The sequence below is a fragment of the Dysgonomonas mossii DSM 22836 genome (assembly GCF_000213575.1).
GTDB lineage: Bacteria > Bacteroidota > Bacteroidia > Bacteroidales > Dysgonomonadaceae > Dysgonomonas > Dysgonomonas mossii.
Genome location: NZ_GL892006.1, coordinates 534170 through 550708, shown reverse-complemented (window position 1 = coordinate 550708; position 16539 = coordinate 534170). Strand labels below are relative to the sequence as shown.

14 protein-coding genes are annotated in these 16539 nt (G+C 39.9%); 9 read left to right on the top strand and 5 right to left on the bottom strand.

Annotated features, from left to right (window positions below):
* Positions 1–48 precede the first annotated feature (48 nt).
* Both HMPREF9456_RS09210 and HMPREF9456_RS09205 read right to left on the bottom strand, forming a co-directional pair.
* Positions 49–648 carry a nitroreductase family protein gene (locus HMPREF9456_RS09210; protein WP_006843239.1) on the bottom strand — a complete coding sequence of 200 codons (600 nt, stop codon included), beginning with the start codon at positions 646–648 and terminating at the stop codon, positions 49–51.
* A gap of 121 nt (positions 649–769) precedes the next feature.
* Positions 770–2104, bottom strand: coding sequence for an NADP-specific glutamate dehydrogenase (locus HMPREF9456_RS09205; protein ID WP_006843238.1), 1335 nt, complete (start codon positions 2102–2104; stop codon positions 770–772).
* A gap of 204 nt (positions 2105–2308) precedes the next feature.
* Between HMPREF9456_RS09205 and rfbB the strand changes: the two genes are divergently transcribed.
* The 5 genes from rfbB (at position 2309) to HMPREF9456_RS09180 (ending at position 7305) form a co-directional block, all read left to right on the top strand.
* Positions 2309–3445, top strand: a complete 1137-nt coding sequence (gene rfbB / locus HMPREF9456_RS09200) for a dTDP-glucose 4,6-dehydratase (RefSeq protein WP_006843237.1) — start codon at positions 2309–2311, stop codon at positions 3443–3445.
* A 22-nt stretch (positions 3446–3467) separates the two neighbouring features.
* Positions 3468–4202 (top strand): hypothetical protein, encoded by a 735-nt coding sequence (locus HMPREF9456_RS09195; protein WP_006843236.1) that lies wholly within the window; start codon positions 3468–3470, stop codon positions 4200–4202.
* Positions 4203–4235: 33 nt separating this feature from the next.
* Entirely contained in the window at positions 4236–5243 is a 1008-nt protein-coding gene (gene murB, locus HMPREF9456_RS09190; RefSeq protein ID WP_006843235.1) for a UDP-N-acetylmuramate dehydrogenase, read from the top strand.
* 21 nt (positions 5244–5264) lie between these two features.
* The gene (gene murA / locus HMPREF9456_RS09185; protein ID WP_006843234.1) at positions 5265–6569 is read left to right on the top strand and encodes a UDP-N-acetylglucosamine 1-carboxyvinyltransferase; all 1305 of its coding nucleotides are present in this window, start codon (positions 5265–5267) and stop codon (positions 6567–6569) included.
* Positions 6570–6663: 94 nt separating this feature from the next.
* Positions 6664–7305 (top strand): DUF6891 domain-containing protein, encoded by a 642-nt coding sequence (locus HMPREF9456_RS09180; RefSeq protein WP_006843233.1) that lies wholly within the window; start codon positions 6664–6666, stop codon positions 7303–7305.
* A gap of 65 nt (positions 7306–7370) precedes the next feature.
* On the opposite strand, the gene HMPREF9456_RS09175 is transcribed toward HMPREF9456_RS09180, so the two are convergent.
* From HMPREF9456_RS09175 to HMPREF9456_RS09165, 3 genes are all read right to left on the bottom strand, one after another.
* Positions 7371–8432 (bottom strand): NADH:flavin oxidoreductase/NADH oxidase, encoded by a 1062-nt coding sequence (locus tag HMPREF9456_RS09175; RefSeq protein WP_006843232.1) that lies wholly within the window; start codon positions 8430–8432, stop codon positions 7371–7373.
* A gap of 14 nt (positions 8433–8446) precedes the next feature.
* On the bottom strand, positions 8447–9610 hold the full coding sequence (gene pncB / locus HMPREF9456_RS09170; RefSeq protein WP_006843231.1) for a nicotinate phosphoribosyltransferase: 1164 nt from the start codon (positions 9608–9610) through the stop codon (positions 8447–8449).
* A gap of 138 nt (positions 9611–9748) precedes the next feature.
* Positions 9749–10993: a DUF1015 domain-containing protein gene (locus tag HMPREF9456_RS09165; protein WP_006843230.1), complete on the bottom strand. Its 1245-nt coding sequence runs from the start codon at positions 10991–10993 to the stop codon at positions 9749–9751.
* Between the two features lie 278 nt (positions 10994–11271).
* On the opposite strand from HMPREF9456_RS09165, the gene serC reads away from it, so the two are divergent.
* The 4 genes from serC to porD all read left to right on the top strand — a co-directional run bounded on the left by serC (position 11272) and on the right by porD (position 16536).
* The gene (gene serC / locus HMPREF9456_RS09160; protein ID WP_006843229.1) at positions 11272–12345 is read left to right on the top strand and encodes a 3-phosphoserine/phosphohydroxythreonine transaminase; all 1074 of its coding nucleotides are present in this window, start codon (positions 11272–11274) and stop codon (positions 12343–12345) included.
* On the top strand, positions 12345–13268 hold the full coding sequence (locus HMPREF9456_RS09155) for an NAD(P)-dependent oxidoreductase (protein WP_006843228.1): 924 nt from the start codon (positions 12345–12347) through the stop codon (positions 13266–13268). Before serC ends, HMPREF9456_RS09155 begins: the two co-directional genes overlap by 1 nt.
* Positions 13269–13655: 387 nt before the next feature.
* On the top strand, positions 13656–15638 hold the full coding sequence (porE, locus tag HMPREF9456_RS09150) for a PorE family type IX secretion system protein (protein ID WP_006843227.1): 1983 nt from the start codon (positions 13656–13658) through the stop codon (positions 15636–15638).
* Position 15639: 1 nt separating this feature from the next.
* Complete coding sequence (gene porD, locus HMPREF9456_RS09145; protein ID WP_006843226.1) at positions 15640–16536, top strand: type IX secretion system protein PorD; 897 nt, start codon at positions 15640–15642, stop codon at positions 16534–16536.
* Positions 16537–16539 lie beyond the last annotated feature (3 nt).

The window sequence follows — 16539 nt, the reverse complement described above, 5'->3', positions numbered from 1 at the left end:
TATTTGTTCATTACAAAAATACGGATTATTTCAGGTAGATTTATAAAACTACCACTTATTCATGTGTATTTTCTTTTCGTCATACTTATCTTTTACCGAATGGTTTCCCATTGGGTAGCCTATTGGTATTACAACCAAAGGTAAAATTTGTGCGGGCATATTCGTATGCTTTATCACTGTTGCCATTCTGTCCCGATATGGGTAAGCGGCAGTCCACACGCCCCCCAGCTCCATCGCTTCGGCAGCCAGAAGAATGTTTTCTGTTGCAGCCGAACAATCGAGATACCAGTACGAAGAACGGATAGTATCTCCACAAACAACAATTGCCATTGGCGCTTGAGATAACATCTTGGCTGTAGGCAGTTCTTCTGCCATTTTATCCAATATAGCCCTGTCATTTATAATCACAAATTCCCACGGACGCGTATCTTTTCCCGAAGGTGCAGACATGCCGGCCTTTATGAGTGACTGAATATCTTCTTCCGAAACAGGTCTGTCTTTGATAAAACTGCGTACACTTTTTCTGTTATAGATTACAGATAAGGCGGCTTCCTTTTTCGTTATTTGCTTTTCATCTTTTTGAGAACAACTCATAAAAGTGATACTGCAAATAATAATAAGTCCGAAAAGTATATACTTTTTATTCATGTTTGGCAGATGTTTTATTGTTGAAGTATTGCAAAGATATAAATTAATTTTTATGGATTTCAGCGAAAAGAAAAGGCTGAGTAAAAGTAATTACTCAGCCTCTTTTATTTATAAAACGGCTTTATACGATGCCTTGAGCCATTACGGCTTTGGCAACTTTCATAAATCCGGCTATGTTAGCACCTTTTACATAGTTTACATATCCGTCTTTTTCTGTGCCGTATTTCACACAATTTTCGTGGATGTTTTGCATAATCCATTTCAGCTTCTTATCAACTTCTTCAGCAGACCAGCTTATGCGCTCCGAGTTTTGTGTCATTTCCAGTCCCGATACAGAAACTCCTCCGGCATTGGCTGCTTTTCCCGGTGCATAGAGTAGTTTCGCTTGTTGGAATACTTCTATAGCTTCAGGTGTAGACGGCATGTTTGCTCCTTCCGATACTGCAATAACGCCATTTGCAACAAGTTTCTTAGCATCCTCTCCGTTTATTTCATTCTGTGTTGCCGATGGTAGTGCGATATCGCCTTTTTCTCCCCAAGGACGTGCACTCGGAACGTATTTGCAACCGTATGTTTCTGCATACTCGCTGATGCGGCCTCTGTAAAGCTCTTTCAACTCTTTTACATACTCCAGCTTCTCGATTGTGATTCCTTCAGGATCGTAGATGTACCCGTTAGAGTCAGATAATGTAACAGGTATTGCTCCCAACTCTATCAATTTTTCGCAAGTATACTGCGCTACATTTCCTGAACCTGAAACAAGGCATTTTTTGCCTTTTATGTCAATGTTTTTTGTTTTCAGCATTTCGAGTAGGAAATATACATTTCCGTAACCTGTAGCTTCGGGGCGGATGAGCGAACCACCGAATGTAAGCCCTTTACCTGTGAATGTTCCTGTAAATTCACGAGCCAACTTGCGGTACATTCCGAAGAAATATCCTACTTCGCGGCCACCTACGCCGATGTCTCCTGCCGGAACGTCTGTGTCGGGACCAATGTTGCGCCACAGTTCGAGCATAAAAGCCTGACAGAAACGCATGATTTCTGCGGTAGATTTCCCTTTAGGACTAAAGTCCGAACCTCCCTTTGCTCCTCCCATAGGTAGGGTTGTAAGCGAGTTTTTGAACGTTTGCTCAAAAGCAAGGAACTTCAATATAGACGGATTTACAGAAGCATGTAAGCGTAAACCACCTTTGTATGGGCCTATGGCATTGCAATGTTGTATGCGATATCCCATGTTGGTATGCGTATTGCCTTTGTCGTCAACCCATGTTACACGGAAAGAAAAGATACGATCAGGGATGCATAGTCTTTCTATTAAGTTTGCCTTCTCAAATTCAGGGTGTTGATTGTAAATTTCCTCAATGGATTCTAATACTTCCTGAACAGCCTGATGGTACTCAGGTTCGTTCGGAAATCTGCGTTTTAAGTCTTGTAATACTAATTCTGCCTTCATTATAAAAAACGGGTTTTGATTTATGGATGCCACAAATATATGAAAAAAATGTCTATTTGTTAAAAAATACAACACAAACGTGGCATTTTTTCAAAATGGAAGGATTGAGATAAATAAATTTACCTCATATAATACCCTTGCGAATGTTTTTAATATTGTTTTTTTCTTATTTTTGTGATGAATAATAAATAACAATATAAAACAATGACATACTTAATCACAGGCGGAGCCGGATTTATAGGCTCGAATTTTGTGAAACGCATGTTGGCGACACATTCTGAAGCAAAACTCGTTATATTTGATGCACTTACATACGCCGGAAATCTTGGAACCCTTGCAGAGGAGTTGAAGGACTCCCGCGTGACATTCGTAAAGGGAGATATCTGTGATAAAAATATTACGGAGAAAGTTTTTTCGGATCATCAGATAGACTATGTTGTCAACTTTGCGGCAGAGAGTCATGTTGATAGAAGTATCGAGAATCCTCAGTTGTTTTTGCAGGTGAATATTCTTGGTACTCAGAATTTATTGGATACAGCGAGAAAATTTTGGACTGTAGGCAAAGATGAAAATAATTATCCGATTTGGCGCGAAGGCGTGAAATTCTTGCAGGTATCTACAGATGAAGTATACGGATCGTTGGGCGAAGAAGGTTACTTTACAGAAGAAACTCCTTTAGATCCCCGTTCTCCTTATAGTGCAGCAAAAACAGGTGGCGACCTGATTGTAAAAGCTTATGGCGAAACCTATAAGATGCCGATTAATATAACCCGTTGTTCGAATAATTACGGACCATTCCATTTCCCTGAAAAGCTTATTCCGCTCATTATACGCAATATTTTGGCAGGACAACAACTTCCGGTGTATGGCGATGGCAGCAATGTGCGAGATTGGCTATACGTGGACGACCACTGTAAGGCTATCGACATTGTTTTGCACAAAGGACGTTTAGGCGAAGTGTACAATATAGGAGGACATAACGAGCGAAAAAATATTGAGATCGTTAAACTGGTAATAAAAACAATACACGATATAATGGAGAAAGAACCTAAGTATCGTGACGTATTGAAGAAAAAAGAAATCGCCGCCGATGGAAGCATCGATATAAGCTGGATCAACGACAATCTTATCTCTTTTGTGAAAGACCGTCAGGGGCATGACCAACGTTATGCTATCGACCCTGCTAAAATATCGAACGAATTGGGATGGTTGCCCGAGACGACCTTCGATAAAGGTATTGTGAAAACAATATACTGGTATCTCGACAATCAGGCATGGGTTGAAGAAGTTACTTCGGGCGACTATATGAAGTATTACGAGCAAATGTACGGAAACAGATAAATATATTTCTGATTAATTATTTATGGAGCGCTTAAAATCTATATTGGCAGATAAAGTGCTTGACTTGTCCTCAGGAAGTGGGGAAGAAGTAAAGGCAAAAATAGAAAAAATACAACGCTTTCGTGATTTTGCGAATGCATTGAAGTCTTTTATGATCAAGTATCCGGCTATAGAAGATGAACTGATATCTATGGTTGAGGATGGGGACTTTGATACAAAGGTGGCTTCATCTCGTGTAGATACAATTATCCGTCTTGCTGATACCGAAAGGGCGCAAGCCGCTAAGGTTACGCCTCAGATTGTTGAGCCGACTGGTGTAGAAGATCAATCACTGTTGGATGAAACCGAAGACAGCTATATCAATCCTGATGATATTCCGATGGAAATATACGAGGGGGAGGAAGAAGCCTTGGTTCAGACTGAAGATGTAGATTTTGAGGAGATCGAATCTATTTCGGAGGATGTTGTAAAAGGTTACGTTCCATTTGAAGATGTGAAAGCGGAAGAGCATGTTGATATAGAAGAAAGTAGTGAAAGCGAAGAGGATGACTCTCTCGATATAAGCGAAGAAGAAAAAGCCGCAAAAAGAAAGCAGACAATCCGCAGAGTTTTGCAAATAGTAGGCATTATTCTTGCCGTCATAGCTTTAATATTTATCATCAAATTCATCATGACCCATTGGCAGACAGTTCTCATTGTTCTTGGAATTGTTGTCGCACTGGGTATATTAATTTTCTGGTTGAAGCGAAAGCGTTGATACCGGATTTATGTAGAATCAATAATTCCTGAAATGGACTATTATAGGCAAACCCAATTAAAAGATTACAATTCATTAAAAACAGAAGCTCAAGCAAAGATTTTTTGCAAGCCCACTACAATCGAAGAGCTTCGCAAATGTTTATCTGATTACCCGGACGAAAAAAAGCTGATAATAGGTGGCGGTTGCAACCTGTTTTTTACCAAAGACTTTGATGGACTGGTGATTTATCCCCATATCAAAGGGCTTCGTGAAATATCAGACGATGATGACGAAGACGATGATGTATTTCTGGAAGTCAACGCTTCCGAAAACTGGGATGAACTCGTCGCTTATTGTGTGGAACGTGGTTTCGTAGGGCTCGAAAATCTTTCGCTGATTCCCGGTACGGTAGGTGCTGCACCTATACAAAACATAGGCGCTTATGGGGCTGAAGTAAAAGATGTGATACGTGAAGTTGTTGCAATAGATATGGAAACAGGGAAGATTGTTTCGTTTTCGAACGCGGAATGTGAGTTCGGATATCGTGACAGTATCTTCAAAAGGACAAATAAATATTTGATCGTATCTGTTGTTATTCACCTGAAACGTTCTTTCGTTTACACTCCCAAGTATGCCGATCTGAATAAAGAACTAGAAGAGATAGAAGAACCTACAGTTGAGGATGTACGCAATGCTGTTATACGTGTTCGTCAAAGAAAGCTACCGGATGAAAGGGTACTGCCAAATGCCGGAAGTTTCTTTAAAAATCCGTATATTACAAAAGAGTCTGCGGATAAGATTTTAGTAGAATATCCGACTCTGCCTGTTTTTCCGTATAAAGATGGGTTGGTAAAAACATCAGCCGCATTTCTTATCGATAAAGTAGGATATAAAGGAAAAAGAATAGGCGACGTAGGAACATATCCCAACCAGCCGCTTATTATAGTCAATTATGGCACAACAGATGGAAACGACATCGTCAGGTTTATGAAAGAAGTGCAGGGGGCAGTGAACGATAAATTTGGTATCGAGCTTGAACCCGAAGTTAGAATTTATTAAAAAAATATATTAGCTAAAAACATGGCATCATTTATAATAGAGGGAGGTTGTCGCTTGAGTGGAGAAATTATTCCACAAGGAGCAAAGAATGAAGCATTGCAGGTTATTTGTGCGACATTGCTTACCGCAGAGGAAGTTATTATAGAAAATATTCCGGATATTCTGGATGTAAACAACCTGATACGTCTATTGGGCGATATGGGTGTCGAAACCAAAAGGTTGGCAGAAGATACTTGGTCATTCAAGGCCGAAAATGTAAATATAGACTACCTGGAAACATCGGAATTCTTGAAGAGAAGTGCCTCTTTGCGTGGTTCGGTGATGATTATAGGACCTCTTGTAGCTCGTTTTGGCAGGGCTATTTTGCCTAAGCCGGGAGGAGACAAAATTGGTCGCCGCCGTCTCGATACTCACTTTGTCGGGATACAAAAACTAGGTGCTGAATTTAATTACAACGACGCAGAACAGATATATAATATATCAGCCGAAAAGCTGAAGGGTACATATATGCTTCTCGATGAGGCTTCTGTTACCGGTACAGCTAATATTGTTATGGCTGCGGTATTAGCCGAAGGAGAAACCACAATCTATAATGCAGCTTGCGAACCATATATACAACAACTTTGCCGTTTGCTTACCAAGATGGGAGCCAAGATAGACGGGCAGGGGTCTAACCTGTTGCGTATCGAAGGAGTAACTTCTTTGGGTGCTGCAAAACATCGTATATTGCCTGACATGATCGAAATCGGTAGTTTTATCGGTATGGCAGCTATTACAGGATCAGAAGTTACAATTAAAGATGTAGCCTACGATGATTTGGGTATTATCCCCGATACATTCAGCCGTTTGGGTATCCAGTTGGAACGCAGAGGAGATGATATATATATTCCTGCACAGAAAGAATATACTATAGATACATTTATCGACGGGTCGATTCTTACTATTGCCGATGCTCCATGGCCGGGGTTGACTCCCGACCTAATCAGTGTGCTTCTTGTTGTGGCTACTCAGGCCAAAGGCAGTGTGTTGATACATCAGAAGATGTTTGAAAGCCGTTTGTTCTTTGTGGATAAACTTATCGATATGGGAGCACAGATTATACTATGCGATCCGCACCGTGCAACGGTAATTGGTACAGGAAAACGTCCTATGCGTGCCACAACTATGACCTCACCGGATATACGTGCCGGTATAGCTTTGCTTATTGCCGCTATGTGTGCCGATGGAAAAAGTACGATACACAATATAGAGCAGATAGACCGTGGATATCAGAATATCGACGTACGTCTTAATCAGCTGGGCGCTAATATTATGAGGCTGGACTAGAATTGATATTAACTTTAAATAATTGATACCTAACTAAACAAGTACACATTCTTTTGTTTCTGAAGGATGGGAAGTGTCTTAATTTTTTTACACTATGACAGAAAATGAAAAGTATCTCTATGATCATTTCCTTATTAGTATAAAATCAGGATTTGAATCTTTAGAAGATATTATTACAGAGGCTATTGAAGCTGTAGAAGATGAAGGCTGGGAAAGCGAAATCTCTGAAGAGTGGATTCGGGATATTTTTGGCAAGGAGTATGCGAAAAATGAATCTGAAAGTGAAACATGGCAACGCCCTACTGATACGGATAAGCTGCATACAGTTTTCGACAACCTTTGTAAAGAGAAAATCGTAGCATTGCACAATGCCGGATATACACAATCTGAAGCTATATATGATGTGCAGGATGTATGGCAAGACCTGGAAGATAATGGGGTAAAACCTATTGGATATTGTTATTATCACGGGCAGGATTTGGAACGTGTAATACAAACCGGCGTGCTAAGTATTGGTTTTTATGGAGAAAAAGAGAAGAACGACAAGGAAGCCATATTGATAGGTAACAAAATTGTCGCCCAACTCAAGAATCAGGGCTTTACTGTGGAATGGGATGGCTCGGCATCGAAGCGTATTGAAGTTGTAGACTTTAAATGGCAAAATAGATTCACGTCCGATGACGATGTTGCCGAAAAATGGGGATATGATAGAGTCCTCGATTTGATGGAAGAATAAAGAGAAGCGGCTGTAATGAAAAGGGTTTGTCATCCTTCCCATTACAGCCGCTTAATTTTATACTTTTACTTTGCTCTCTCGTATTGAAGAGGCCATTTTAGATCATCTCCCAACGATTTTGCTGCATGAAGCGCAAAATAAGGATCTCTTAATAATTCTCTGCCGATAAAAATAAGATCGGCTTCCTCTTTTTGTAAAATCTCCTCTGCCTGATTTGCTTCAGTAATAAGCCCTACAGCTCCTGTAAGTATTCCTGTTCGGCTTTTTATTTCTTTGGCAAAAGGTACTTGATAATTTTTCCCTACAGGTATTTTTACGTGCGGCAGATTACCTCCTGACGATACATCGATAACATCTACTCCCTTATCTTTCAATAACGATGCTAGTTGTGTCGATTCTTCCGGATTCCAACCATTGTCTACCCAGTCGGTAGCTGATATCCTTACCCATAACGAGTGGCTTTCATCTAATAATAACCCTACAGCATCCACTATCCTAATCAATAACCGAATTCTATTCTCGAATGTGCCGCCATATTGATCTTTTCTTTGGTTGGTAAGAGGAGATAAGAACTGATGGATAAGGTATCCATGAGCCGCATGTATCTCTATTATCTTATATCCTGCTGTTATAGACCTTTGGGCAGCGAGAGCGAAATCGTATATGATTTTTTCGATCTCAACCTCTGTCAATTCTGCCGGAGTATTGTCTGTCTCATAAAAAGGGATAGGGGAGGGTGCTACAGTCTGCCAACTGTTTTCGCCTTCTTTTATTTGCTCTCCACGTTTCCATCCGAGTTCGCAGCTTGCTTTACGCCCGGCATGAGCCAGTTGTATTCCCGGTATAGAGCCGTTTTCTTCGATTACTTTTACTATTTCCTTGAGTTTTGAGATATGGTCATCTTTCCATATACCCAAATCTCCATAGGATATACGACCTTCGGGACAAACGGCGGTTGCTTCCTGTATAACGGCTGCTACACCACCTACAGCTCTACTGGTATAATGGACAAGGTGCCAATCGGTAGCGAAACCGTCATGCGCCGAATATTGACACATGGGAGACATGATAATCCTATTTTTGAGAGTAAGATTACGTATCGATAAATTACTAAATAGCTTAGACATATATTATTTGTTTATTATTCCAGTCCTAATGTTTTTATGCTTAGATCTATTTCTCTCGGATCTCCGGTGTGCTTTCCTGCTACATCCGAAAGTTTTACGGCTTTCATGAAGTTCGCATCTTTCTTATGTAGTTTTACATCCGTTAGTTTGATAACGATATTCAACGCTTTAGATCCTACATCGTTCGAAAAGAATGTGCCGATACCATACGTGTCGTGTATACGTCCGGCAACATGATCTTTTATTTCTTTTACAGTATCTAGATTTAGCGAATCGCTGAATACTAATGTTTTGGAAGTAGCATCTATACGGTTTTGTTGATAAAAAGAGATCGCCTTGTCTGCAAAAACAAGAGGGTCTCCGCTATCGTGGCGTACTCCGTCAAATAGTTTGGCCTGTTTGAGACTAAACGAGTTGAAAAAAGAATCGGTAGTGTATGTATCTGTCAATGCAATACCCAGACTGCCGTCGTAGACTTCTACCCATGCTTCCAATCCCTTGATATTTGCCGACCGATAACCGAATATTGCGCCATGAAACATAAACCATTCGTGCGGCATTGTACCAATAGGAATCGTATTGTGTTTCATCGCAAAATATACATTGCTCGTCCCTTTGAAGTACTTTCCCGAATGAGCCTGAAGCGCTCCTATAACTTTATCTTCTACGTCGAAAGAAAAACGTCTGCGAGTACCAAATTCGGAATAATCGGCTTCCATTTCTTTCAGGGCTTTTGCTTTTATGATTGCATTTTCTTCTACATTTTGCGGGGTAGCTCCTGTCATCTGAAAATAAAGCTCGGAGATAATTGCCAGTAGCGGAACTTCCCAAAGTACAGTTCTGTACCAATAGCCCTCTATTACTACGCTGAGGTCTCCTCCTTCTTGAGTAATGGTCACTTCCTCCGGTTTATATCTGAATCCTTCAAGAAAGTCTACAAATACGGGATCGAAGAAATAACATTTAGCTTTTATAAATTTCTTCTCTTCGGCTGTTAATTGCAGGTTAGCCATAGACGCTACTTCTTCCTTCATCCGTTCGGCGAATCCTTCAGGAAATTGAGTCTTCCCCCGGTTCGTGAAAGCATATCGGACGTATGCCCACGGATATAGTTTTTGGATAGCTAACATGACGGAAAATTTGTACAGATCGTTGTCTGTAAAATGTTTTATTATCATAATTCTGTGGTGGTGTTAAATTGTATAATTGACAAATATACCTTTTTATATAACAAATAAAGAACGCCGATGTTGTAGAGTTCTGCAACATCGGCTTATTTTTACTTTCTTATACTTGAGGTTTAGCGAAAAAATATATTATTCGAGCTTGTGAATAACAAGTCCCGACCGTAGTTTAGGCTCAAACCATGTTGTTTTTGGTGGCATGATGTTGCCCGAGTCGGCAATGTCCATCAGTTGCTTCATGGTGACCGGGTATAAGGCCAGTGCCAGCTTCATCTCACCGCTGTTTACACGTTTTTTCAGTTCGTCCAATCCTCTAATTCCTCCTACGAAATCGATACGCTGATCGGAACGCAAATCCTTTATGCCTAAAATTTCGTCCAATATATACTTCGAAGATATAGTCACATCCAAGACGCCTATAGGGTCGTTGTCGTCGTAAGTATCTTCTTTTGCAGTCAGGCTATAGCATTTGCCGTCAAGAAAGATGGAGAAATTATGTAAAGCGGTGGGCTTTTCAATGTCAGAACCCTTCTCTTCTATTATAAAATGTGCTTTTAGTTTCTTGAGAAATTCGGCAACACTTAATCCATTCAGGTCTTTTACCAAACGGTTGTAGTCTATTATATTGAGTTGGTTGTCAGGAAAGCAAACAGCCATAAAGTAGTTATACTCTTCGTCTCCCCTATGATGAGGGTTTAGTCTCGCTTTTTCTGCTCCTACCAGTGCTGCCGCTGCTGAGCGATGGTGTCCGTCGGCGATATACAGGTAAGGTATAGTTGCAAATATATCCGTTATTTGTTGTATGTCCTCTTGATCTTTTATTACCCAAAAATGATGCCCTACACCGTCTGTTGCTTCAAAGTCATATTCGGCCGGAGTAGATATTGCGTTTGTTATTATCTTGTCCAAGTCTTTATTGTCAGGGTAGGCAAAAAATACAGGCTCTATATTCGCATTATTCACACGTACATGCTTCATGCGGTCTTCTTCCTTATCTCTGCGTGTGAGTTCGTGTTTTTTTATCTTTCCATTCATGTAATCATCTACATGAGAGCATACTACCAGCCCATATTGAGTTTTTTCATTCATGGTTTGCGCATATACATAGTAGTATTCTTCCGGATCCTGCTCCAACCAACCTTTTTCCTGAAACTTCTTGAAATTCTGTACTGCACGTTGATATACGTCGGGATGATGTTCATCTATTGTTTCTTCAAAATCTATTTCCGGTTTTATGATGCGGTAAAGAGATTTTTCGTTGCCTTCTGCTTCGAGCCGAGCTTCCAGAGAGCTTAAAACGTCGTAGGGGCGTGAGGCAATTTGCTGAACAATACTTTTGGGTGGTCTTATTCCTTTAAACGGTTTTATTAGGGCCATGCTGTTTGAATTGAATGGATTATAAGGTTAAAAATCAACTAAGGCAATGCAATCTTATCTTACTTTTTGCTATATGCAAATATATAAAAACAATAGCTAAAAGTATCATAATATGTAAAAAATCCAAATACCTCTGATACAAAAAGCATTTTGCTAGATTCTTGAAATTAAAATCAATAAAAGTCATTCTTAATCACAGTATTTCATATATAATTAGTAATTTTGAAGTCCAAAAAATAATATTGAAGAGTTCTTAATTCCCTAATTTAATATATAAAATGAAGAAATATAATTTTAGTGCAGGGCCATCAATCCTTCCCCAACAAACAATGGAGGAGACAGCAAAAGCTATTCTGGATTTTAATGGTTCTTCTTTTTCTTTAATGGAGGTAAGCCACAGGAGCAAGGATTTTCAGGCTGTAATGGACGAAACAGTTGAACTGTTTAAGGAATTATTAGAAATTCCGTCGGGCTACTCGGTGCTTTTCCTTGGAGGAGGTGCTAGCTTGCAATTTTGCATGGTACCTTTTAATTTACTAGAAAGAAAAGCGGCATATTTGAATACGGGGACGTGGGCAAGTAAAGCTCAGAAAGAAGCTAAACTGTTTGGTGAAGTAGTTGAAGTGGCATCATCTAAGGCTGCTAACTATACTTATATCCCAAAAGATTATACAATTCCTACCGATGCGGATTATTTCCACATCACTACCAATAATACGATTTTCGGAACAGAGATACATACCGATCTCAATTCTCCGGTGCCGTTGGTTGCAGATATGTCGTCAGACATTTTCTCTCGTCCGGTAGATATATCAAAATATGCTTTGATATATGGTGGTGCTCAGAAAAATCTGGCTCCATCGGGAGTGACTTTCGTTATCGTAAAAGATGAAATATTAGGAAAGGTAAATCGCCCTATCCCAACAATGTTGGATTATCGTACGCATATCGAAAACGGTTCGATGTTCAATACGCCTCCAGTTGTTCCTGTATATGCTGCAATGCAAACATTGAGATGGCTGAAAGCGAATGGAGGTCTTGATGCAATGTATAAACGCAACAAAGAAAAGGCTGCATTGCTATATAACGAAATCGATCGTAGCTCCGTGTTTAAAGGTACATGTCAGGTTGAAGACCGTTCGTTGATGAATGTATGTTTTGTGATGACCTCCGAATATGAAGGAAACGAAGCAGCATTCTTAGAATTTGCGAAAGAACGTGGATTGTGTGAACTAAAAGGACACCGCTCTGTTGGTGGTTTCCGTGCATCTATTTACAATGCTATGCCTATCGAAGGTGTTCAGGCATTGGTGGATGCAATGAAAGAATTTGAAAAGAAAATAGCTAAATAATGAAAGTACTTATTGCTACAGACAAACCATTTGCTGCTGAGGCTGTAACTGGAATCAGAGAAGTTATAGAGAAAGCCGGATTTGAATTGGTTTTGCTCGAAAAGTACACAGAGAAGAAACAATTGCTAGATGCGGTAGCTGATGTTGATGCTGCAATTATTCGTAGCGATATCTTCGACAAGGAAGTATTGGATGCTGCTAAGAATCTAAAGATTGTTGTACGTGCAGGAGCAGGTTATGATAATATAGATTTGGAAGCTGCTACAGCAAACAAGATATGCGTGATGAATACTCCGGGACAGAATGCTAACGCTGTTGCAGAGTTGGTCTTTGGTCTTGCTGTATACGCTATTCGCAGTTTCTTTAAAGGTACATCGGGAACAGAGCTTTTGGGCAAAAAACTGGGAATCCACGCTTATGGAAATGTAGGGCGCAATGTTGCTCGTATAGCCAAAGGCTTTGGTATGGAAGTTTATGCTTTCGACCCGTTCCTGTCTAAAGAAGCTATCGAAAAAGAAGGCGTAAAAGCTGTTGGTTCTGCCGAAGAATTATACACTACATGTCAGTACGTATCTTTGCATATGCCTGCTACAGACGAAACCGCTAATTCTATAAACTATGAGTTGATTAGCAAAATGCCTAAAAATGCATTGCTGCTGAATACTGCTCGTAAAGAAGTAGTAGATGAAGCTTCGATAGTGAAGGTAATGGAAGAACGTAAAGATTTCAAATATGTAACAGATGTACTTCCCGGCAATCATGCTGAAATGACAGAAAAATTTGCAGGAAGATATTTCTCTACACCTAAAAAATCGGGTGCGCAAACCGAAGAGGCAAATATCAATGCCGGTATTGCTGCAGCCAATCAAATAGTAGACTTCATTAAGAACGGTAATGAACGTTTCAGAGTAAATGGAAAGTAAGATAACACCTATCTAACTATACTTTTTTGAAAGGGATATTCGCATAGAGTATCCCTTTCTTATTATTTAGATATATTTGTTTTTATTGAATTTATCTTATTAATAGGGTGAATAGTATTCCCTTATGAGGGGAAAGATTAAGAAAGAAAGTGACACATAAAAAGCAGTAAAATACTGTTACTTTTACATACGCTTTGCTCCTGTGACCGCTGGTTGTTACTTTTTGAGAAATAGGATTCTCTTGGCAGGAAATGTAAAGTTCTGCGAAAAAGAATAAAGGCTTGATAATTAGCCTGTCATGTTTCCCGTTTGGGGAAGCAATATTCTAAGCAGAAATGAGTTATATTTGTAAACTGTAATAACTTATTGTAATAACCTGAAAAAAGCTTGAAAAGATCTATATCTTACATATTTAGTATCCTTATTCTTTTATTGTTTGCATATTCTTGTAAACAGGTAAAACTGGAAGATGCAGACCGTAAATTTGCACAAGGAGAATACTTTGTTGCGGCAGACATGTATCGCAAGATATACCGCAGCATTCCAGTAAAGAAGAGAGAGTTAAGAGGAGAAGTCGCTTTGCGTATGGCGGAGAGTTACAGGTTGATAAACAATCCACTGCGAGCGAATGCGGCGTATGCTAATGCTGTTAGATATAAGGTGAACGACAGCACTCTGAATCTGCAATATGCCAGATCGTTGCAGAAGGTGGGAGATTATAAGCAAGCTGCTCGTTACTACGCTGATTTCTTAAAGCTTTTCCCTGATAATAAATTTGCTCTTAACGGGCTGGAAGGTACAAAGGTAGCCCCTGAGTGGAAAGCTAATCCGACATTATATACAGTGAAGAGGATGGATTTGTTTAATTCCAATCGGGGTGAGTTTAGTCCGATGTTGCTTCCTCCCGATTACGATCAGTTGTACTTTACATCTAACCGAGAAGGTGTTATAGGAGATACGATAAGCAATATTACAGGATCTAAGCTCAATGATATATTCATGTCTCGCAAAGACGAGAGTGGAAACTGGATGAAACCCGAGCATTTGGATTCACCGATAAATACTTCATCTGACGAGGGCACAACTTCATTTTCGGCTACTGGCTCTGCAATGTATTTTACACAAACAAAACTCGATTCGGTAAATACATCCTTTCCATCTATATATGTCTCATACCGTTCGTCGGGATCATGGGGAAAGGGCACGAAAATAGAAATAAACAAACGTGATACAACCAGTGTTTATGCTCATCCGTCGATAACACCTTCGGGTGACTACATTTATTTTGTGTCCGACATGCCCGGAGGCTATGGCGGTAAAGATATTTGGCGGGCAAGTATGGTTGGCGATCTGGTCGAATTTGTTGAGAATTTGGGGCCGGATATCAATACCGCAGGAGACGAAATGTTTCCGTATATGCGAAACGACTCTACGCTCTATTTTTCTTCGGACGGACATGTAGGGATGGGTGGTCTGGATATATATAAGGCTGAATATGACAAGAAGTCTAAAGGCTGGAAGGTAGAGAATATGAAGTTCCCTATAAATTCGCAGGCCGATGATTTTGGTATAACATTCGAAGGAAACAAAGAAAGTGGATTTTTTAGCTCCAACCGTGGCGATGGCAAAGGATTTGATCATATATATTCTTTTGCATATCCGGTAATTACAACTATAGCTGAAGGATATATTGTGGATACAGACGATGAGTTTGTAACCAATGCTACTATACGCGTTGTAGGGCGTGACGGAACGAATATGAGGTTTCCCGGAAAGAACGACGGGACTTACAAAATGGACGTAAAGCAAGGGGTAGACTATGTGTTTCTGGCAAGTGCCAAAGATCACTTGAATACACGTATGTCTCTCAAAACTATAGCGATAGAGAAGGATTCAACCTACCTGTTAGATTTCATCCTTACTCCGATCAATAAGCCGGTGGTATTGGAAAATATATTCTATGAGTTCGACAAGGCGACATTACTCCCCGAGTCTAAAAAAGAATTGGATGGTTTGATCGACTTGCTTAATACCAATCCGAATGTAACAATCGAACTATCGGCTCATGCCGACAGAAAAGGGTCGGACGACTATAATATTAAACTCTCGCAACGCAGGGCTGAATCTGTGGTCAATTATCTGATAGCCGGAGGAATATCCAAAGATCGACTAACGGCTGTGGGCAAAGGTAAAAGTGAGCCTAAGACGGTTACCAAAGCTATCGTAAAGAAGTATGACTTTCTGAAAGAGGGTGATATACTGAATGAGGAGTTTATAGAAGGGCTCACCTCAGAGCAACAGGAGATGGCTGATCAGGTAAACCGCCGGACAGAGTTTAAGGTGTTGAGTATTACATATAATCTCGAATAGTATGTTAAGGCTGGCTTTATTTATAATATCTGCGATAATCTCTTTTGCTACAATACAGGCACAGGAGTTGAACGCGAAGCTAACTATAAACAGTAGTAAAGTTCCTGCGGCAAATCAAAATCTGTTTTCGGCAATGGAGAGCTCACTCAATCAGTTGTTGAATGACCAGACATGGACAAATACCTCGTTCAACAGAAATGAGCGTATTGATTGCACAGTGAACATCTCGATAAGTGAAATGACTTCGGATAATAGTTTTGTTGCAGAAATGCAGGTTACTTCACGCCGCCCTGTATATAATTCGACGTATATAACTACTCTGATCAACTATAGAGATACTAAGTTTGAGTTTAATTATACACCGGGAGAATCTCTCGACTTGAGCAATATTACACTTTCTAATAATTTGGTGGCAGTAATATCTTTTTATGCTTATGTTGTGATAGGGCTCGATTTTGATTCGTTTTCCTTAAATGGCGGTGCTCCGTATTTTGCGAGGGCGATGGAAATAGCTAATATGGCTCAATCATTGAATACAAAAGGGTGGGAGCCTTTTTCCGGCAAAAATGATAACAGGTATGATCTTGCCGTAGCTCTTACCGATGAGAGCTCTAAAGCTTTTCATTCTTTCTGGTACAATTATCATCGCAATGGGTTGGACGAAATGGCTGCCAATGCTTCACGTGGGAGAATACGTATTATAGAAGCAATGGCAGACTTGCAAAAGTTGTACGATTCGCGTCCGTCTTCTCCATTGTTGTTAATTATCGGAGAAACTAAGCTGGATGAAATAGTACGCATCTGTTCTCAGGCTACAGCCGAAGAGAAGCAAGCTATAAAAAAGCAACTTAACCAAATATTTCCGACGAAAGGTTATCTTATAAATAACCTTAAATAAATG